Source organism: Hoylesella loescheii DSM 19665 = JCM 12249 = ATCC 15930, assembly GCF_000378085.1.
GTDB lineage: Bacteria > Bacteroidota > Bacteroidia > Bacteroidales > Bacteroidaceae > Prevotella > Prevotella loescheii.
Genome location: NZ_KB899216.1, coordinates 100470 through 121965, shown reverse-complemented (window position 1 = coordinate 121965; position 21496 = coordinate 100470). Strand labels below are relative to the sequence as shown.

Genomic DNA, 21496 nt, shown 5'->3' with positions numbered 1-21496 from the left:
AACGCTATTTACTTAAAGATGATGGAGCAAGTGAGGGTGTAAGAACGTGAGAAGGGATAGCCAAGACCGCGTTCCATCTTCACCGTAGAGAGGCGCAAGAGGTCGTTGGTGGTGAAGTTGAGCGACAACACATCAATGTTGAGACGGCTCAACAGCTTATAGTCGGTTTGCTTAAAGCGATAGCCTACGTTCACGCTTGCCAACCTCAGCTCATTGTCTTTCATAATGAAGCGGTCGGAAGCAGGCGTTTGCGACCCGTTGAGGTCTATCCTTTTGTACTTCGTAACATCGCCAGGGTTATGCCAACGGTCTTCTGCCGCACGTCGATCTAGGTTGTAAGCGATGTTGCTATTCTCAATCTTGTCTACCAAGGTTTGGTTGTACACGATGCCTCCCCACTTGTAAATGAAGCCAAGCGTACACGAAAGGTCTCGCCAGTTGACTGAAGAACTGATGGTTCCGTTGAGCTTTGGAGTGGTATCTCCTACGGGAACCTTGTCTGCAGCGTTCCACTTAAAGGTCTTTTCTCCATTGCGAGTGAGGAACACTTCGTTACCCGTCATGGGGTCAATGCCCAACGAACGCACTGCGTAATATGTGGTGGTAGACTTCCCTTCTTGGTAAACGGGCAGCGGAGCAGACTTGGATTTAAGTTGCTCTTCGTTCATTTTACGAAGGTAATCGGATATCTTGCGTATCTTATTTCGGTTGTGGTTCATACCCAAGGCCACAGTCCAATAGAACTGCTTACGGATATTCTGCAAGGCAATGACATTGAGCGTGGCGTCGAAACCGCGGTTCTGAAGCTCGCCAGCGTTGATATACTGCGACTCGAAACCCGTTGAGGGAGCGAGGTCGTAGTTGGTTAAGAGCTGTCGGCTGATGTTGTTGTAATAGTTGAACGAGAGGTTCACGCGGTTTTTCCACACGCCCACGTCAAGTCCAAGGCTCAAGTTGTCGGTCTTTGTCCACTTGATATTGGGGTTGTTTAGACGCGAAAGCACGGCGCCCAATGTGGAGAACGAAGCGTAAGGACGCATCGTTTGGCTGAACGTGTAATATTCGATGGCGTCGGCAGGACTGGAGTTCTGCGCACCCGTTACACCGTAAGTGGCTCTAAACACGAGGTTAGACACGCGCCCAGCCAACCACTTTTCGCGATAAGCGTTCCATCTTGCGCCAACGCTCCAGAAAGGAGTGAGGTTGTGATCGGCATATCGCGAGGTTATTTCGCTACTCACATTGACATCCACCGAATAGCGATTGTCGTAGCTATAAGATAGCTGCGTGATTAGGCCCATCGATCTTGCGATAGACTCAGAACCACTAGGGCTGGTCGTCATCTTGTTTCCGAAGATGAAATCGTCCATGTGCGGGTCGGGATAACCTACGGCAGAGAGGTTCACATAGTTACTACGGTCTTCGCTTAGGGTCCAGTTTCCGAACACGCTAAATAAGTGCTTGCCAACCGCCATGTTCCAGTTCAAGCCCAAGTTGCTCGACCACGAGGTCATCTCACCCGTGTTCTTGGTATAGCTTCCACGCAAAGTCTTATCCAGTTCGGTAATAAATACGGTGTGGGCAGCAGGCAAGAAGTTTTCCGTGCGTGCCATTCCGCGCATGTAAGAAAGGTTCTCGGTGAGTCGTAAGTTCTTCAACAAGCGGTATTCTAGGTTAAGACTGGCCGTGATGTTGGTGTTACTGGTCAGGTCTTTTATGCCCACATTGGCATTGTAAAGCGGGTTGGCAATGGGCACACTACCCGCACCTGTGTGGTTGTCAAGCTGCTGCAAATACTCTCCAAACTCATTTGTGGGACGATAATAGGGGTTTACGCGGGTGTATTCTGAAAACGAGCCGTAGGGTGAATTATGGCCACCACTCTCCGAGAGGTTAAGGCTTGCACCTACCGAAACGTTCTCCTTGCGATAGGTCATGCTGAAATTAAGGCTCTTGGTGTTTTGTTCCGAACCTTTCATCACACCGGGGTTGAAGGCCGCATTAAGGTCTAGACTGTACCGGAAAACCTCTGTTCCACCCGCAGCCGATAACGAATGACGATGCGTAACGGCTGTGCGCAGGGGCTTGCTCAACCAATAGGTATCCACACCAGCCAGCACATTGCGCAACAACTGGTTGTAGCGGTTCATGCTCTTATCATTACTGGGGCTGTAAACGCCTGCATCCCATTCCATCTGCAACTTCTCGCGCGCATTCATTAGCTTATAGTCGGTGAGGTCGGGAGTTTGTACGGTTAAACCGCCATTATAGCTAACAGACAGCACACCATCGGGTGCAACCTTGGTTTCGATAACCACTACGCCGTTAGAAGCTCGCGAACCGTAGATGGCTGTAGCAGCTGCATCCTTTAATATGGTAACGTTTTCAATGCGTTCTGGGTCGAGTTGCAATATACGACTCATTGATACGATGAAGCCATCGAGCACAAAGAGGGGAGTATTTGGACGGCTCGAAACGTTGTCGAGCAAAAGGTCCATGTTGTTAAGGGATGCCGTTGAGCCTAGGTTTTGGTCTCCACGGATAAGGAATTCGGGCTGTGCATTGGGGTCGGAACCACGCGTATTGCTTTCCAGCACCTTGAAACTGGGGTCGTAAAACTGCAAGCTTTTCAGGATGTTGTTGGGATTTAGCTTGCGCAACTCTTCGCCTTTCACCGACACATAGTTGCCAGTGAAGCTCGACTTGCTACGCTTGCTGATACCCGTAACCACCACTTCTTCCATCATCTGTCCGTCGGCCTTGAGCGCAATCTTCATGCCGGGGTTCGATCGGGTAATCTGCAACGAAACGCTTTCGTAACCCATGTACGACACTTTGATGGAGGCCTTACGTGGAACTTGCAGTGAAAACTTGCCGTTCACATCGGTTATGCTTCCCTTTACGCCACCCGACTTAGTGCCATCGGTAAGCATAACGGTTGCACCCACCAGCGTTTCGTTGGTTTTGGCATCCGTAACTACGCCCTCGATGCGTAGCATTTCATTGGATTCGACATCCCTGTTGTAAGACGAAATGATGATGTGGCGCCCCGTTTCATAGCGCACCAGCACGTTTTGGTCGCCTATCAAACGTCCCAGAACTTTGTCTAACGGTACGTCTTTTACATTCAGTGTGGTTGGGCGGGCAATGCCCACAAGTGCCACTTCTTGAAATTCAAGTGTGGCATTGGCCTGTTTCGCCACTTTCTCGAGCACCGTTCCCAATGGCTCGTTGCTTACACGCAGTGTCACAGGCGTATTCTTCCAGTCGTCGAGTGCCTGACTTTGGGCATTCGAACTGGCAACATACAGCAACATGGCACATAGCATGTAGAGCCACCCAAGTGCTGTTTGGTGGTTGTTTTCGGTTGTTCTCATCGATAAGCAGGATTAGTTTATGATGCGTTTCTGGATTAATAAAGCGGATAGATTGCTAATTGGAATGGGCGTTAGACAACAAAGAGCTAGGGCGACAACCCTTTTCCGCCCTTTGTAAAACCCAACCTTGCGAACGCAAATATTGGCGTTCAACCTTATTCCATCAGCTTTTCAAGAATGTCGAGATAGCCTTTATTCACGTTGTATTTGGCCTTATACTCGGCAAAAAGAGGTTTGGCGCGTTCCAATTCCTTACCATTGCGCACGAAGCTAATAAGTAGTTGGTAAAGCACGGCATCGCGTTGTGCACCCTGATAGAAAGATGCCAATTCCTTATACATGCCTTCAAGCTGTCGGGGAAGGGCGTATGTAGCCTTCTTGGCAACAGCCTTTTTCTCGTTTTCGTAGAAACAATAGCGCATTAGAAAACTTAAGTAGTCGGGGCTGCATAATGCTCCCTCGCCCGAACGGGTCTTTACACCGTCCATCAACTTCCAATAATCGCCAATGCCTTGTTCGGTTATGGGTGTCTTTCGGGTTTCTGCATACATCTGCGGATACTCCATAAAGGATATGTATGCTGCAGCTTCGGTGGTAGCAAGAATGTATTCGGCAGCCACGTCGCTCAGCTGAGCCTTCTCCTTAGCTACCATTTCTTGCACCTTCGAGAGCAATGTTCGCGAGTCGTCGATGCGTTGTTGGGGCTTCACGTCTACCACAACGCAGGCCAACAGCTGACTCTTATAACGCATTTGACGTTTCATCCCGTCGATGTTACTCATCATGCGGTTAGCAGCCACAGCTTTGGGGCTTCCGCTAAATACCACTTCCGAGGGACGTTTACCATCGTAGCGAACCACGGCGTGTACGCTGTCGCCAGGCAACAGCAGCACGTTCACCTGTCCATTAATAAGCATGCATACGGGACTTTTAGTCTCGAACGAGTACAAGTGTTCATCGCCAGGATTGCAATGAAACTCGGCATTGAAGAAAGGCGACTGCAAACAATCGAAATAAACCATTTCTTGTTTGTAGCCATAAACCTCTGCACTGAGTGTTGTCTTTTTCTGAGCGTAGCCGCTTAAGGAAAAAGCGAGCAACGTTCCCAAAAGAAGTTTTCTTGTAATTGCTGTCATTTAGTTTGTTTAAAGCGGTTAGAAATATATAATATTCAAGGGCATCGGGTGCGGATGATGCGTTTCATCACTCGCATCAAGCCGCAAATTGGCATCTCATCTTCTTTCTTAAAAGTGTGTGTAAAGTTAGGCACCTATCTCCAATGCACGACCTTTTTATTGGTTAAAAAATGATAATTAGGGGCGTTTATGTGTCATAAAGCATAAAAGCAGATGCTTCTTCGTTTGAATATTAACTGCAAATATATCGAATTTCATCTTTTTCTTACATGGTTCGATCCAGGCAAATATCCGCCATCTTTTCAGCCCTTGTAACATCGTTACAAAACGTTTAAATCACTACCATTAAGTGGAGTGGCACTACAAAAGTGCTTGTAGTCACACTACAAAAGGCTTGTAGCCACACTACAAAAGGCTTGTAGTCACGCTACAAAAGACTTGTAGTCGCGCTACAAAAGGCTTGTAGCCACACTACAAGCGGCTCTGTACTGACCAATCGACATAAAATGAACGTTTAAATGCTAAAAATAGAGTGACGGTGATTTTTATAACCGCCCATTAAAAAACACGTGCCCACACTTTGCAAACTGCCATAAAAAGGCTACTTTTGCAATAAAGAAAACGTAAAACAGCATGGCAAAGCACAACGATTTGGGGAAATGGGGCGAAGATTTCGCTGCCGAACACCTGCAAAAACAAGGCTACGTTATTCGCGATCGCGACTGGCATTGCGGCAAACGAGATATCGACCTAGTGGCGATTACAGCCGATATGACCACCGTTGTGTTTGTTGAGGTGAAGACACGAACATCTAATGAGGTGTCGGAACCTGCCGATGCCGTGAACAGACAGAAGATAAGAAACCTGGGAATTGCCGCAAACAACTACATCAAACAGTTTAATGTGGTGGAGCAGGTGCGCTTCGACGTGGTGACGATCGTTGGCACTAGCCGCGAAAACGCGCAACTCGAACACATCGAAGACGCCTTTAACCCCTTGCTGGCTTAGGCATGAAGATTAGGCATATACACTTGGAAGAAACGGCTTCGACCAACGACTATATAAAAGGAGTGGCGTTTGAGGCAGACGAAATGGTGGTGGTGAGCGCCGACTGGCAAACGGCTGGGCGCGGTCAAGGTGTTAATCGCTGGGAAAGCGAACGCTGCCAGAACCTGCTTTTCAGTTTGATGGCACGCCCTTCGTTCGTTGCCGTGCAGCAACAGTTTGTCTTATCAATGGCTGGAGCATTGGCCATCAAGGGCGTTTTAGACCATATCACCCCCGATATCCGCATCAAATGGCCGAACGACATCTATTGGCGCGACCGCAAAATCAGTGGAACACTCATCGAAACGAGCATCGCGCGTGGCGAGATTAGTCGTTTTGTATATGGCGTTGGTCTGAATATCAATCAAACCCAGTTTGTTAGCGACGCACCAAATCCTGTTTCGCTCGCACAGATAACGGGTAAACAGGTGGCGCTAATGCCTTTGCTCAAGAGCATTGTAGAGGGTTTTCTCGCACAATTAAGTCTGTTGGAGGCGGGGAAAAGCCAACTTATCACTGCGCATTATAACGCTGCACTCTATCGCGCAACAGGTTTTCATCGCTACCACGACAGTATGGGTGCATTTGAAGCAGAACTCGTTGGGGTGGATACCAATGGTATAATAACCCTCCGAGACAGGCAAGGCCAACTGCGAACTTACTCGCAACCCTATGCCACCAACAGCGACTCGACCGACAAACTGCGGTTCGAGATTTAACGATTGAGTGGCAACGAGATTAACAGAACATATTATAATAGGAGTAAACAAACCAATAACACATTATAAACAATGTATAAAAGAATATTATTAAAGCTGAGCGGCGAGAGCCTGATGGGTACTCAAAGCCATGGAATAGACCCTCAACGCCTGCAAGAATATGCCCAACAGATTAAGGCCGTGCACGAGATGGGTGTGCAAATTGGTATCGTTATCGGTGGCGGAAACTTCTTCCGCGGACTTAGTGGGGCGCAAAAGGGATTCGATCGCGTTAAGGGCGATCAGATGGGTATGTGCGCAACGGTGATGAATTCGTTGGCATTAAGCTCGGCTTTAGAGGCCATCGGCGTGAAAACGAAGGTGCTAACGGCCATCCGCATGGAACCTATCGGCGAGTTTTACAGCAAGTGGAAAGCCATCGAGAGCATGGAAGCGGGCTACGTCTGCATTTTCTCGGCTGGCACTGGGTCGCCTTATTTCACCACAGATACGGGCAGTTCGCTTCGTGGAATCGAAATCGAGGCCGACGTGATGCTTAAAGGTACGCGCGTAGATGGTATCTATACGGCCGATCCAGAGAAAGATCCAACAGCCACGAAGTTCACCGAAATAACCTACGACGAGATTTATACACGTGGATTGAAGGTGATGGATCTCACCGCAACTACGATGTGCAAAGAGAACAATTTGCCCATCTACGTGTTTAATATGGATGTTGTGGGTAATCTCGAACGCGTTATGCGCGGTGAGAATATCGGAACATTGGTGCATAATTAAAGGATAAAAAAGCCTCACCCTCAATCCCTTAAAGGTGAAAGGGTGAAAAATTGAAAAGGTGAAAAGATGGCTAACGCCCTTTAAAAGTGAAAAAGTGAAAGGGTGAAAAGATGGCTAAAGCCCTTTAAAGATGTAAGAGGGAAAGGGTGGTTGATGCCTCGAGCTTCTTTGCAACTCATAAACTTACAAGCTTATAAACTCAAAAACTCATAGGCATTTGGCTTAACTCCTTAACTCCATAACTCCTTAACTTCTCAAAATATACTCCTTAACTCCTCAAATAAATCCACATGGAAATAGTTTTTGCACTTATCATCGTCGTTGCCGTAGCTATTGTTTTCGTGCTCTTTAAGAATACGAAGGCGGGGTACGAACGGCAAATTGACGAACTGAAAAAGCAATTGGAAACAGAGCGCGAGTATGCCAAGCGCATGCTCGACCAAGCTGACGACAACCTGGAACGGGCTAACCAAAACCTTGAGAGGGAACGCCAACACGCCGAAGAGATGCGTAAGGAAAGCGACCAACGATGGGAACAAAAGCTGGATAGCCTGAAAAAGGATATGCAAAACACAGCCGCGAGGGAACTGGCAGCCAAACAAGAGGAACTGCAAAAGGCTAACCGCACGCAGATGGACGACCTTTTGAAGCCCATTAAGGAGCAGTTTACAGACTTTAAACGTGCCGTGGACGAGAGTAAGACACAAAACGAGGTGAACAAAACCGAATTGCAAAAGGCTTTCGAAAGTACAATGAAGCTGTTTCAGCAGCAACAACAGCAAACGGTTGACAGCTTGAAGCAGCAAACGGAGCGTATTGGCGAAGACGCGGCTAACCTTTCGCGAGCCTTGAAGGGTGAAAACAAGACGCAAGGTGATTGGGGAGAGATGGTACTTGAAACGCTTTTGGAGAACAGCGGATTGCAACGAGGGGAAGAATTCTTTGTGCAAGAAACGGTAAAGACCGAAGATGGCGCTACGTTTCGCCCTGATGTGGTGGTGAGATTTCCCGAAGGACGGTCAGTTGTGATAGATTCTAAGGTGTCGTTAACGGCTTACGCCGACGCCGTAGCCACAAACGACGAGCACGAACGTGACCGTTTGCTGGCCGAACACGCAAAAAGCGTACGCCGACATGTAGACGAACTGTCTGCAAAAAGCTACGATAAGCTGGTGGAAGACGCCATTGGGTTCGTCTTGATGTTTGTTCCCAACGAGAACAGCTATATTGCCGCCATGAAGCAACAGCCTGACTTGAGTCGCTATGCTTACCAAAAGCGCATCATTATCATTTCGCCCAGCAACTTGCTCATGGCCTTACAGCTGGCCTATAATCTGTGGCAATACGACAGACAGAGCAAAAACGTGGAGAAGATAGTGAAAACCGCAGCCGACCTTTACGACAAAGTGGCAGGCTTTACCGAGACTTTCACCGAACTAGAAGGCCAATTGGAACGCCTTGCACGTAATTTCGGCCAAGCTCGCGGTCAACTATTCGAGGGTAAGGGCAATGTGCTTAGGCGCATTGATGGCCTTCGCGCATTGGGCGTAACACCCAAGAAGCGCATTAAAGGATTGGAAGAGGAGTGAGATTGTCTAGGAGTTAAGGAGTTATGGAGTTAAGGAGTTAAGCCAAATGAATAGGTGGCGTCAGCCATTTTTTCACCTTTTCACCTTCTCACTCTTTCACCTTTAAGGGTTATGGAGTTAAGAAGTTAAGCCAAATGCCTATGAGTTTTTGAGTTTATAAGTTTGTAAGTTTATGAGTTGCAAAGAAGTTCGAGGCATCAACCACCCTTTCCCTCTTACATCTTTAAAAGGCCTCAGCCATCTTTTCACCTTTTCACTTTTTCACCTTTAAAAGGCGTTAGCCATCTTTTCACCCTTTCACTTTTTCACTTTTAAAGGGCGTTAGCCATCTTTTCACCTTTTCACTCCTTCACCTTTTCACCCTTATTCTTCCCCTCCAACTTCTTTTTCCGTACAAGCATACTTATAAACGACTGTTCAGCCATATACGAAGAGCGCACCAGCGGAGAGCTTTCGGCATTGTCGTAACCCATGCGCACGGCAGTCCGCTTATAGTCTAAGAAGGTGTCGGGGTGAACATATTCCACCACATCCAATTGATTTTCGCTCGGTTGAAGATACTGTCCGATGGTTATCATGCGGCATCCCACGTCGTAAGCCTCCTGCAATAGGGCTTTCACTTCTTCTTGCGTTTCGCCCAATCCCACCATTATTCCCGTTTTGGCGATAAAGCCTCGTTCGGCAATCTCGCGCAAAGTACCCATGCTATTGCGGTAAGTGGCACGATGACGAACACCAGGTGTGAGCCTTTCCACTGTTTCCAGGTTATGCCCAACGATGTCGGGTGCAGCGTCTAACACCGTTTGCAGCTCCTGCCCACGATAGTCAGGGATAAGCACTTCGATAATAATCTCCGGACAATATTCGCGTATTCGGCGGATGGTTTCAGCCCAATGCGCCGATCCCTTGTCTGCTAAATCGTCGCGATCAACCGAAGTTATCACGCAATGCCTTAGCTCCATGGCCTTCACACTTCGTGCAATCTTCAACGGTTCGTGCGGATCGGGTGGCAAGGGATGGCCTGTTTGCGTGGCACAAAACCTACATGCACGCGTGCAACGGTCACCCAATATCATAAAGGTGGCCGTTCCGCTCTTCCAGCAATGCCCCTTGTTAGGGCATTTCCCACTACTACATATCGTGTGCAAACCATTCTCTTCGAGCGTTTTCTCTACAAATCCGTACTTTTCTCCACCCTCAATCGTGGTGTAAAGCCATTTAGGTTTTCTCAGATAAGGTTTGCGTTTAGATTGTTCTTCCATTGTATGCGCATTTAGGCTGATGTTAATGATGCGCAAAAAGCAATGCCGTCAACATCGACGGGCACAGCAAATTGCACGACAAAGATAAGGCTTTTCGTGTGAATGAAAAAGACAAAACGAAAGAAATTTGGAGTTATTTGATGCCTTTACAAGCGAACATGATGGTCAACCAACGACCTAGCATACCAACGAAGCTACAAGTTGACAAACTAACAGGTTAAATCTCCCCGTTCGCCTAATCACATCACCCTACCCCATCGTCTAGCCCTCTTCATCTGCTTGACGCTTCTTTTCATTGATTCGCACGCGTATTTTCCATCCCGTCCACAAGCACCAAAGAATGGCCATGCCAATGATGAAGACGTAAAGGGCCGATGTTGGACCAAGGAATGTGTACATACGCCCCGTGTGTATCTCTAAAGCCACATTGCGAAGCGACATCGGTAGCGAAGACATCCATTGGGGCATGGGGGCGAAATCGGTGCCTAACGAATAGTTCACCACACATTCTTTGGGTCCGAAATCAGTGCTGAAGCCTGTCACGGCATTAGCTCCTACGGGCGGGCCTTGCACCACTTGCGCAGGTTGCTCCGTAAAATAGTCGATAACCATGCCCGTACTACGCTGCCAAATAAACAGTCCGCTAAACGAACCGAGCAACCAATAATCGCCGTCTACCGTCTTCTGCACGTTCAATCCCATTACACTCACAGGCGGTTGAACATCTAACTTACTCGGTGTTGCCGAAAGTGTGGCGAGCGAGTAAAAGCCATCCGAGGTATAAAGCAGCCAATCGTGCATGCGTTCGTCCCAGCGAAGCGACCGCAGTTTGTCGTACCAAGGGTTGTCGCTGTCGGTCTTTGTAAAGGGAATTGCAGGCGCCTTGGAACCAGCCACCAACAAAAGCAGGGGCGGACGAAGCATCCAACCCGTGATGCAGATCAGCAGGGTGAGCACGATTGTCAGGCGTCCGATACGGTCGTGCCACGAGAACAGCCACCGTCTTGCGGTAGAATGCGCTTTCTTACCCATACGGGGCAGCACCCAATAAAGCACACCCGAAAGACAAAGGAAGATAAGCACCAGCGCAATGGCATCCACAATAAGTTTGCCCACAATACCAAACAATTCGCCACTATGTAGCCACCAGATGGTGCGAAATACCGAAAAGCGGGGCGCATCGCCATCAGGTAAGGCCAATTCTATGCGCTGAAAGGTGCGATAAGGTGCACGAGCGACGAACACTTGCGACCGCGTTGTCACCACGAGCGTATCTCCCCGTGTAGCAATGTCCGATATTCGGTCGTCGTGCAGCAAACCTAACTCCACCGCTTGCCATGTTTTCCGCCCGTCAAGCTTGAACAGGCCATACTGTCCTGCTGCGAAAACCTCACCCGAGGGCACGATAGCCATACCGCGAATGTTGCGATTGTCCACCCCATGGGGCATGCCCTTGTTAAAGTCCATAAATGCCTTGGCTGTGCTGTCGGTTAGCCATACGCCCGCATTTCCATAAATCAGAACCTTGTCGCGCCATTTAATGGTACCGCGAAACAAGCCATTGTTCCAATTATTATAACTATACTGCTTGGGCAGGAGGTTGCGTCCCACGTTTATATGCGAAAAAAGCGAGGGATGGTTAAGCACAATCCCCGACACACTAAACATCAATAAGAAGAAAGCCAGCACCAGTCCGAAGTAACGATGGTGCTTCATCCATTTTTTCTTTTTCACCTTTCTGTTGTTTGGTTTATTTTTTATCTGTGCGTTTTTGCACGTTGATGGTGATGCCCCAAAGGGCTTATTGCGACATCGGTGTTCAATTCAACAGCGAACGACACGCGGTAAACGTTGGGCCATGTCATTGTCATGAATGCCGCAAAAATCGTTTATTTGCGCATACAAATATAAGAAAAACAACCGACTTAACAAAATGAAATCGGTCTAAATAAGACATAGTACATATATGCTACATAGCATTGCAAAGACCAGAGGCACGCGTTTGAATAAGTTTCCTTGAAGCAGCAAACCGTAACAACGCCTCAACTTGCCTCATCGCGCCAACAAACAGCTTCCTCGCGCGCGCGTATATAATAATGAGTAGATGGGATTTATCCTAACAAACACGCTGCATGCGATGGACGCTTGCTTAGGGTTGGGAGTTTGTTTCACGAAAAAGTACGAGCCAGCCACTAAGTCCTGACAAACAACGAATTACACTAACATTGTGCCATACGCATCCAATGGTGTTGTTCCAGCTTAGCTGGAATGTTGTTCCACATCATCTGGAACATTGTTCCATGTAAGATGGAATGTTGTTCCAGTTAATCTGGAACAAAACCAACATTGATAAAGCTTACCTCCAAAGATATGCTAGTACACCACAACAACTTATCGGCAGCATGGCAAGGGATGCAAAAAGAAGGGATAAGGAAGTATTAATGGGACTAAGTTTCAGTGTCGGGCGCGATGTATGAAACACAAAAATTGGCTTTGGATACAACCACATGGCTAGCCCAAGGCATAACGCCCAATGCCTTGCAGAAAATTTTGACCATACCGTTTCTTGATGTTGTTGACGACACCAACAAACCCTCCGCCATATCAACAACATGGCGAGCACAATACAATGAGGACAACCGCTAAATGGTAATCTCAATCAAATTACCCTCAAAGCCCACAATAGCACTTTCATAATAGCCGTCGCCAGTGGTTCGTGGACCATCAATCACTTCAAACCCATCGGCTTTCAGCTGGGCCGTAAGTGCGTCTACCCGCTCTTTGCTCCCTACACTGAACGACAGATGTGCATAACCTGTCCGCTCCCGAACTTTCTCCATGTCGGCCAATTGCGGCCTAGTCATCAGTTCCAAACGCGTGTTGTCGTCGAAAGACAGGAAGAAAGAACGGAAGTCGGTACGCTTGTTATGGTAGCCTTCGTTGCTCTTTGCACCGAAATATTGCATAAAAAAGTCTCTTGCACCTTCAAGGTTGCAAACGTAAATGGCAATGTGGTCTATCTTCATAAGTTATATTTTTTAGTTGACAAGCTGAAAAGTTGGCATGTAGGAAAGCCCATTTACCAGCCTCGGCGTTAACCTGTGGTCTAACGAAAACTTTGTTTCTTTTGGGCACTCTTTCTCCGCTAAATATTACGGAACACATTAATAGCTGCCATGATTATACCCAAACATGAAGCATGGAAATGAAACTCGCCCCGCCTCGTGCCTACTTTTGCACAACGAAGCGGGGCGAGTCGATAGCTAATTCATCTTTGTTGAGATAAACTCTTGCAGTATGTCGCACTGCGTAATGTAATCGGGCTGTTTCTTTAAAGTTTTTACATACTCGGCCAACTCTTTATACAGAACGAGTACAGGTCCGTAATCGTCCAGTCCTTCGAACCAAGAGCCATGGTCAAGCATAACAAATGCTGTGGGTGGAGCATAGACCACGTGTGCCAAAGCAAAGAGACTTTTAAGTTTTAAGTCGCCCTTTTTGCTCTCTTGGCTTTGCCTCAAATAAGTGATGGTTTCCGAAACGAAGTCCATCTCGTATGTACGTACCGAATCGGAACGGCTCAGGTAATCTCTTGTAAGATACCAACAGTCGCCGTAGATGGACGCTTGGAAGTAGCGAGAAGCAAGGGTATAGGCCAGCTGGGCTTGTATTTCTTTGTTTCGGGCAAGGCGATAGCGACTTTGAAGCTGCACCATGTCGCGACAATATTTCAGTTTGGGGTTTTCCGTTAGTGGTGCTTTGGTGTCCGCTTCCTTGGGATAGGGTCTGCGTGTAAACCATCTGTCGAGGGTAAAATCAGTTCCTCTGGCTTCGCTGCTATAACCTCGCTTGTTGATAAAAGCCACACTAACCTTCTCTAAGTAAGGTATGGCGGCGGCAAATTCGCCTTCTCGCAGATAGGCCGTTCCGATCAATTCGTTGAAGTATTCAGCGTTTTTGTTGGCCTTTATCAGGGCTAGACGCTGCAAAGGGTCGGTTACGTTCGAGTTTAAATACTCGTAATAGGCTACCAACTGCGATGCACTAACCGAGTCGAGGGCGCTTACATAATCCAAAGAATAAGGGATGTTGGGCAACTCCGAATCCTCTTCGGTTCCTCTAATATTATATGCCCCATCCAGCAAAGCCATGAGAGCAAGTCGCTCGTTGGTTGTACCCTCTACCTCATAACGCGGTATGAGATAGTTGTACATCACATGGTCTAGCACGGTTTGGTAATAGCTGGCATCACCGGCATAATAGTTGTTAGACTCTTTTTCTATCGCTCGGGCAATGAGCCATTGTATTTCTCCCACGAGATAGGTAGAGTATGCCTCGTCCAAAGACCGACTTCGCGTAGAGGTAAGGAATGCCACGCAACGCGCGCTGTGTCTCGAACGTTTCGAGCCATTAAGCTTTAGCGCCTCTTGGGCACATTTATACGCCACGTCGAACTTTTTCGCGTAGAAATAGAGCACAGCTTCGGCAGCCTTCCACATCGCCTTATCCGATACGTTGCGGTTGGTCAGCACTTCTGTTTCTATAAATTGTGCAAACTCTTCGGTCTCTCTCAAGTTGGCATAAAAATCATTACTATCCTCGTTGTACCTGTTATACGAATATTCCCAACCATATCCGCCATTTACGTAATACTGTAAGAGATAGGCCAAGGTTGGCGAATTGGGGTCTTCTTTGTATATGCGCCTGATACCAGCAGGGTTTCGATAGTTGCGCATAGCCCACTCAACACTCTCCCAGTCGCCTTGTTTGGCATAGATGTCGCATGCCTTTCGCCACTGCCCTAGGTTGAGAATGGCGTTGGCATACAGGCTGTGCATCATATCCTTGAACACACTGGCTGGATATTTAGATGCCACCAGCACCCAATATTCTTGGTTGGCCTGATATTGTTTGAGCAAGAGGTTGGCGCGCATATATAATAAGGAGAACTGCGCCTTTAAGCGTTCGCCACGGTAGGCCTTAGCTGCACGTTGAATGCCAAGCAGCGTTTTGCGACGTTGAGCCAACTCTTCGGCGCTGGGATAATCCCAACGGTTTTGCATATCGTCACAAATCTTATTGTATTTGATGGTCTGGCGCAGGTAGAGCAGCATTTCTTCGTCGTGTTTCTTCTTTGCTGCGGCAAACAATCGGGCACAATCTTTCTCGAAGAAATAGCTCAATGGGTAGTAGCGTTCTTCTTTCCACTTGCCGCTTAGCGGTGTTCGATCGCCCGTGTAGTTTATCCAATACTGCATCAGGCGTTCGCTATTGTCGTACGTATAGGTGTGCGAATAGATGTTGAACACCTCTGCATAGTGTCCGTAATCTCCGCCTGCGCAAGCCCATGCCTTGTTGGCAACAAGCAGTAAGCAAGCTGTGAGGCTAAGGATTATAAATCTTTTCATAAGTGCTGGATGAATATTTGGTGAGGTTGCGATTGCTAATATCGTAAAGAATAATCTCATTGTGCGCCTCGGGATGTTGCTCGTTAATGAGGCGTTGCACGCTTTGCAGGTCGGCAAGGGTGGTTTCGCGCACGGCAATGGTATCGGTTGGCAGCACGGGATATTCGTCTTTGGTGTGTATCAATCCAACAAACTTGCCGTTGCGAAACAGCGCACGAACCCTAAACAGCGGGTAAGCGGTGTTGAGCGGAAGCGAATACGAACGCAGTGGACCAATGTAACGGCGCACCACATCTGGGTCGAGAATGGGCTTTTGGTAAGCCAACTGCCGAAAATCGCCCGTGTTATAGAGCATCAATGTGCCCTTATCGACGGGTGGAGCTTGCATGCCAAGTTGATGAAGACGAATGGTGGCCGAGAGTTTAATACCTTCTTTGGCGACAAGTTGATGCAATTGGCGCAGAAACTGAAAGTAAATGTCTTGCGTTTGCTTACTCCAATCACAGTCAATTTGTATCTCTTTCACGTTCTTCACGCCGTGGGTTTCGTTCATTTGGCGTATGCGCTGCCACAATTGTTTGGCAAACTGGGGTGGCTGGCGCATGCAATCGTTGGTGATAAACACGGTGGGCACCACCTCGATGCCCTGTGGTACAGAGTCGTTGAAGGTGATGGTGGCGTTGGGTAATGGTTCTTGGCCGTTTTTCTTCACCACATCAAAATAGCGTATGTATAGCCTTTGCACGTTATGCGCCTTGTAGAATTGGCGTTTCAAACTGTCGTTCACAAAGGTGGTGCTCCAATAATAAAGGGCACGAACGGGTTTTTGTCGTTGGCCAGAGCATGCACCAAGGAGCAAAACCAATGCCACGAGCAGGGCAAAGGGCATGTGCGGGGCACGTTTAGGGCGTTGTGTGGATGCTGCGTTCATGCGAATTGCTGCCTCATTGGTTTAGTTTGCTTCCAGCCTTTCCAACCGAAGTGTTTGGTCGGAATAGTCTACCACGGCCAGTCGATGGGTGATAAAGATAATGGTTTTATCGCGCGACGCTAAGATGTTGCTTAGCAATTGGCGTTCGGTATCAGGATCTAGGGCACTGGTGGCCTCATCAAAAAGCATAATACTACGGTCTCTTAGCAGTGCGCGAGCAATGCCTATGCGCTGCGCCTGCCCTTCACTTAGTCCGCCACCAGCCTCACTACATATCGTATCTAGCCCATGTGGCAGTTCCATCACAAAGTCGGCGCAACTCTTATGCAGTGCAGCAATCATCTCTTCGTCGGTGGCGGCGATGTTGCCTAGACGTAAATTGTCGCGGATTGTTCCGCTCATGAGGGTGTTTCCTTGCGGAACATAGACGAAATTACAACGCATCAGGGGCGTAAGTTCTCGCGAAACACCATCGTTGTTATATATGTGCACGCTGCCTTGGGAGGGCGAAACCAGCGCCAAAAGCATACGGATGAGGGTGGTTTTGCCTGCACCCGTTTCGCCAAGCACGGCTGTGCAGCTGCCAGGCTTAAAGTCGAAGCTTAGGTTTTGCACGATATTGCGCTCTCGGTCGCTATAAGCGAAGGTCACGTCGTTAAACCTCAGCCCACAAGGAGCATCTATATATTCGGGCTCTCCTTGCTGTTCAAGCGGATTTTCTTCAAGTTCCATCAGTCGTTCGGCCGCTGTAAACACCGCCACAAAGGCAGGAGCTAGCTTCGTTAGGTTACGTGCAGGGTTCTGAATACGGTTCACTAGCTGTAAGAAAGCAGTCATACCACCAAACGTCAGCGTATGGTCGGCCAACCGAATAGCAGCCCAAAGGAAGGCCACTAGATAGCCAAGGGCAAAGCCGAAGTTAAGAACAACGGTAGAAAAGACGGAGAAAAGCGTTCGACGCACCACGTGTTGGCGCAGTTCGCTTTGGGTTTCGCCCAGCTTGTTCACCATCATGTTGTCGCTTTCAAGCGTTTTAATGAGCATGCGGTTCTGAATGGTTTCCTGCAAAACGCTTTGTACTTTGCTGTCAGAATCGCGTACTTTGCGGGTCAATCGTCGCATCTGGCCCACGTAAGTACGACTAGCCAGCACGAATATAGGTAGTATGGCTACGATAACTACAGCCAAAACGTGGTCCATGGCAAAGAGATAGCAGAACGCACCCACAAACATGGCAAACACAGAGAGCGATGACGGGATGGTTTCGGTTAGGAAAGTAACCACTTGATTCACGTCTTGTTCAAGTCGGTTAAGTACGTCGCCCGAGTGAAAAGTTTCGCGTCCGTGCCATTGCGATTTAAGAAGCCGGTCGAGCATACGCTGTTGCATGCGGTTCTGCGCCTTTATTCCCAAGAGGTTTCTTACCCAAGTGCTGGCTATCGAGAGTGAAAAATCGGCCAGGATAAATAGTCCCATCACGCCCACGGCCCAATAAATGGAGCCGGGAAGCTGTCCCGAAGCCACGTCGATGGCACGCTTCACGGCCCACACCTGCGCCAAACTCACGATCACTTGCAACACGCCGATAGAGGCATTGATCATCGCTTGAAGCCTATTGCCATTCCATGCCAACCACAACCATTGAAGGATGGTCTTGGCCGAGTATTTGTTATCGGGTATTCTAAGCAGTGATTTTAATCGCATTTCTAAATATTTTGGGAGAATGAAGCTTGCGTGGTTACCAACCGATGCAGGCTTTTTCGTTCGTACTTTATCATTGGGCTCGCGTTTGGAGCCTACTCTTTTGGGTGCTCGAAAGGTTCAGACAGAGGGCATCAGGGCTCTTCCGAGGCGTCGCCTTGTGTGTCGTGGTTGCGGTTATCAGCGCCCCACATCATCTTGTTTCTCAACGTTGCAAAGTAGGTTTGGCTGTTTCGTCGAACCATTTTCACCACGTATGGCGCTTTGCTGATACGTATTTCCGTGCCTTGCACAAGCTTGGTGCTTCGTCCGTCGATAGCAATGAGGTAGTTGTGCGACCTACTTTCTACGCGCAAATGCAATTCAACGTTACCCGGCAACACGATGGGTCGCACGTTCAAGCTATGCGGTGCCACAGCAGTAAGACAAAGGGCGTTGGTTCCTGGCACAACTATCGGACCGCCATTGGAAAGGTTATAGGCCGTAGAACCTGCTTGCGTGGCCACGATAAGTCCGTCGGCCTGATAGGTTACAAGGCGTTCACCGTCTACACACACACCTATTGTTATCATCGAAGCATCATCGCGCTTCAGTATAGCAATGTCGTTCACGGCGAAAGGGTTTCCTCCAAAGGATTCGTTTCCTGCTTCCACCATCATCACGGCATGTTCTTCTATCTTATAGTTACCATCGAAGATGTCGTTTAAAGCATCTTCGGCCTCGCTTGCAGGTATGCCCGCAAGAAACCCTAAACGGCCCATATTGATGCCCACGATGGGTATTTGCTTGTGCCCTACCCTACCTGCGGCTTTCAAAAACGTACCATCGCCCCCCAACGAGAGGGCTAGTTGGGCATCGAAATCGTTGCCCGTGAAAGGCGTTAGGGGGTATGTGGGCAGGTTGCTGTTTCGCCGAAGAAAGTTGAGAAACGGCTTATCGACGTATGTTTCGGCGTTGCGCTGCGCCAAACATCGCACTACACGGGCGATGGCTTGCTCGTTGTGGTGCTGACATTCGTTGCCAAAGATGGCTATCTTTATGGGATGGCTGGGCATGGCATGTACGTTTAATACTTTATTCTCGTGGTCTTTGGGCGCGGTTCGGCATTGCTTTGGGCGAACATTTTGCCGTCAAGACCGGTGCAATTCCTTTCTTGCAAAAGTAAGCAAAAAAGGCGAGAGCACGGCATTTATCCTGTAAAATATGTAAATGATGCGAAAAAAGGGCAACAAGAAATGATGGTTGGAAGAGGCGTAATTTCTGCAATCAGTTTCTTATAGGCATATTTCCACCGATGGGAAACACGTATAACACCTGCGGGCAAGTGATGCCTAACAACGCAAGTCTACACGAACAAACAGCAAAAGACATTAAAGACAGCATGCAGAAAACCACTTGGCAGAGAGCAAACGAGCCTCGCCCTTACCCCATTTACACCTTCTCGATCAATGCTGTGGCGTATGCGGCCATGCCTTCTTGTCGTCCAACAAAGCCCATCCGTTCAGAAGTGGTGGCTTTGATAGATACTGCGTCGGGGTCTACACCCATCAACTGGGCCATACATTGTTGCATGGCGGGTATGTGGGGATTGATTTTAGGTTGCTCGGCACATACCGTAGCGTCTATATTACCTACACGATAACCCTTCGTGGCGATAAGTGCTACGGTCTTTTCGAGTATCACCTTACTATCCATATTTAATGTTTCGTTGGCCGTATCGGGAAAATGGAAGCCAATGTCACGCATGTTTGCCGCTCCCAAAAGTGCGTCGCAGATGGCGTGTATCAGAACATCTGCATCGCTATGGCCTAGCAAACCCACGGTATGATCTATGCGTATGCCGCCCAACCATAGTTCCCTACCTTCCACCAAGCGGTGTACGTCGTATCCGAAACCTATCCTGTAATTCATATTTTGAGGTTGTGAGTGGGTGAGTTATTGAGTTTTTTAGTTGATGAGGTTATGAGTTGGTAAGTTATGAGTGAGTGAGTTATTGAGCTTTTTAGTTGATGAGGTTGTGAATTGATGAGTTCTTAGAGGGTAAGTTTTCGAGTTTTTTAGTTGGTAAGTTATTGAGATGTTTAGTTTATAAGGTTTTGAATGGGTGAGTTTTTAAGCCTATTAACTCGCAAACTCCGAAATTTACAACCTCAGAAACTCAATAACTCACCAACTAAAAAAACTCAATAACTTACCTGCGTTTAAACAAATCTTTCAACCCGTCCATGTCAAACGTGAGCGAAAAACGCATGGTTTGGTCCAGCGGATTGCTCTTGGCCGTGGCGATAACATAACCAGCGTCGAGTGTAAAGGCACTCATCTTGAAACCTGCACCCACCGTAAAGTACTTTCTATTTCCCTTATTGGCGCTTTCGTGATGATATCCAGCACGCACACTAAACTGATCATGGTACACATATTCTGCTCCCACGCTTAGGTTTATCTCTTCTAATTCTTCCTTAAATCCACCTGGCGCGTCGCCAAAGCTCTTAAATATGCCACCGATAGACGACACATCGTAATAATCTTTTTGAACACGGCGTTGGTAATCTTCGGTCGATTCACCCTCGTTTTGATGTGGATAAGTGGGCACCAACAATTTGTTGGCATCGGCGGCGATAGTGAAACGATTGTATTCGTCTATGGGAATCATCAGCGAAGCACCCAAACGGAGGTTGGTGGGGATGAACTCGCTGTTGGCATCTTCGCCCATAGTAATCTTGCTACCAATATTAGATATGTTCATACCGATACCCAATTGGCATTCGCGTTGTCCGATATTAACGTAGTTTTGGTAGTACAAGCCGAGGTCGGCAGCAAAAGCCGAACCTGGAGTAGTATTGTCGGTGTAGCTGTAAGTTAGGTCGGAGTATATCCAACGCACACCTGCGGCGATAGAGAACTTCTCACTTAACATCAACGAATATGCCACATCGGCCGACATTTCGTAAGGTCGGATGGTGAGTGTTGGTGCTGAACCCGAGCCACCACTTCCGTCGTAGGTTGACACTTCACCCAAAGAGAAGTAACGGATGCCTGCCGATATGGCGGCATAATCGCCTATACGGTAGTAGCCCGACATGTAAGCCAGGCCTATATCGTTAACCAATTGGCGCAACCAAGGCGTATAACTCAGTCCCACACCAGCCCTCGAGATGGCGAAAGGATATTTGGCGGGGTTCCAAAACTGCGAATAAACGTCGGCATCCGTTGCTGCTCCAACGTCGCCCAAACCTGCCGAGCGGGCATCGGGGGCAATGGTTTGCGAGGTCACCGAGCTTCTTACGGGGTTGAATATTTCTTTTTTGTCGTCGGCCCAAGCTGTTGTTGCCGATATGGCGAGCGTGCAGACAAGGGCTATACGTTTAAATGTGGTCATTTATTTATTCTTTATTTAGTTGACAAGTTTACGACTTAACGAGTTGACAAGACTGCTTCGACAGACTTGGCGTTGCACATTACGCTTAACAAAACGTTTGTTTCTTTGTTCGCTTTATAAACGTAACATTGCGGGGTTTATTGTCAAGAGGGGTCGAAACACATACAATT

General features: G+C 48.1%; 15 protein-coding genes. 4 read left to right on the top strand and 11 right to left on the bottom strand.

Annotation, left to right across the window (positions count from 1 at the left end; genetic code table 11):
- Positions 1-8: 8 nt before the first annotated feature.
- Together F453_RS0108710 and F453_RS0108705 are read right to left on the bottom strand one after the other, a co-directional pair.
- Positions 9-3377: a SusC/RagA family TonB-linked outer membrane protein gene (locus F453_RS0108710; protein ID WP_018967679.1), complete on the bottom strand. Its 3369-nt coding sequence runs from the start codon at positions 3375-3377 to the stop codon at positions 9-11.
- Between the two features lie 155 nt (positions 3378-3532).
- Complete coding sequence (locus F453_RS0108705; protein WP_009237318.1) at positions 3533-4513, bottom strand: hypothetical protein; 981 nt, start codon at positions 4511-4513, stop codon at positions 3533-3535.
- A 633-nt stretch (positions 4514-5146) separates the two neighbouring features.
- Between F453_RS0108705 and F453_RS0108700 the strand changes: the two genes are divergently transcribed.
- The 4 genes from F453_RS0108700 (at position 5147) to F453_RS0108685 (ending at position 8645) form a co-directional block, all read left to right on the top strand.
- A complete protein-coding gene (locus F453_RS0108700) occupies positions 5147-5521 on the top strand; it encodes a YraN family protein (protein ID WP_018967677.1) in 375 nt (124 codons plus the stop codon).
- Between the two features lie 2 nt (positions 5522-5523).
- Positions 5524-6279 carry a biotin--[acetyl-CoA-carboxylase] ligase gene (locus tag F453_RS0108695; protein ID WP_018967676.1) on the top strand — a complete coding sequence of 252 codons (756 nt, stop codon included), beginning with the start codon at positions 5524-5526 and terminating at the stop codon, positions 6277-6279.
- 72 nt (positions 6280-6351) lie between these two features.
- Complete coding sequence (gene pyrH / locus F453_RS0108690) at positions 6352-7056, top strand: UMP kinase (protein WP_025789973.1); 705 nt, start codon at positions 6352-6354, stop codon at positions 7054-7056.
- A 290-nt stretch (positions 7057-7346) separates the two neighbouring features.
- Positions 7347-8645 carry a DNA recombination protein RmuC gene (locus F453_RS0108685; protein ID WP_018967674.1) on the top strand — a complete coding sequence of 433 codons (1299 nt, stop codon included), beginning with the start codon at positions 7347-7349 and terminating at the stop codon, positions 8643-8645.
- A 341-nt stretch (positions 8646-8986) separates the two neighbouring features.
- On the opposite strand, the gene lipA is transcribed toward F453_RS0108685, so the two are convergent.
- The 9 genes from lipA to porV all read right to left on the bottom strand — a co-directional run bounded on the left by lipA (position 8987) and on the right by porV (position 21326).
- Positions 8987-9907, bottom strand: coding sequence for a lipoyl synthase (gene lipA, locus F453_RS0108680; protein ID WP_018967673.1), 921 nt, complete (start codon positions 9905-9907; stop codon positions 8987-8989).
- 261 nt (positions 9908-10168) lie between these two features.
- A complete protein-coding gene (locus tag F453_RS0108675; protein ID WP_025789974.1) occupies positions 10169-11641 on the bottom strand; it encodes a PepSY-associated TM helix domain-containing protein in 1473 nt (490 codons plus the stop codon).
- Between the two features lie 908 nt (positions 11642-12549).
- A complete protein-coding gene (locus F453_RS0108660; protein WP_018967669.1) occupies positions 12550-12933 on the bottom strand; it encodes a VOC family protein in 384 nt (127 codons plus the stop codon).
- 237 nt (positions 12934-13170) lie between these two features.
- On the bottom strand, positions 13171-15315 hold the full coding sequence (locus F453_RS0108655) for a hypothetical protein (RefSeq protein WP_018967668.1): 2145 nt from the start codon (positions 15313-15315) through the stop codon (positions 13171-13173).
- Positions 15293-16246 (bottom strand): hypothetical protein, encoded by a 954-nt coding sequence (locus tag F453_RS0108650; RefSeq protein WP_018967667.1) that lies wholly within the window; start codon positions 16244-16246, stop codon positions 15293-15295. The genes F453_RS0108655 and F453_RS0108650 overlap by 23 nt, the downstream gene beginning before the upstream one ends.
- Before the next feature lie 21 nt (positions 16247-16267).
- On the bottom strand, positions 16268-17950 hold the full coding sequence (locus F453_RS0108645; RefSeq protein WP_018967666.1) for an ABC transporter ATP-binding protein: 1683 nt from the start codon (positions 17948-17950) through the stop codon (positions 16268-16270).
- A gap of 131 nt (positions 17951-18081) precedes the next feature.
- Positions 18082-19002 (bottom strand): NAD kinase, encoded by a 921-nt coding sequence (locus tag F453_RS0108640; protein ID WP_009237331.1) that lies wholly within the window; start codon positions 19000-19002, stop codon positions 18082-18084.
- 376 nt (positions 19003-19378) lie between these two features.
- On the bottom strand, positions 19379-19858 hold the full coding sequence (gene ispF, locus F453_RS0108635; protein ID WP_018967665.1) for a 2-C-methyl-D-erythritol 2,4-cyclodiphosphate synthase: 480 nt from the start codon (positions 19856-19858) through the stop codon (positions 19379-19381).
- 280 nt (positions 19859-20138) lie between these two features.
- A complete protein-coding gene (gene porV, locus F453_RS0108630; protein ID WP_018967664.1) occupies positions 20139-21326 on the bottom strand; it encodes a type IX secretion system outer membrane channel protein PorV in 1188 nt (395 codons plus the stop codon).
- Positions 21327-21496 lie beyond the last annotated feature (170 nt).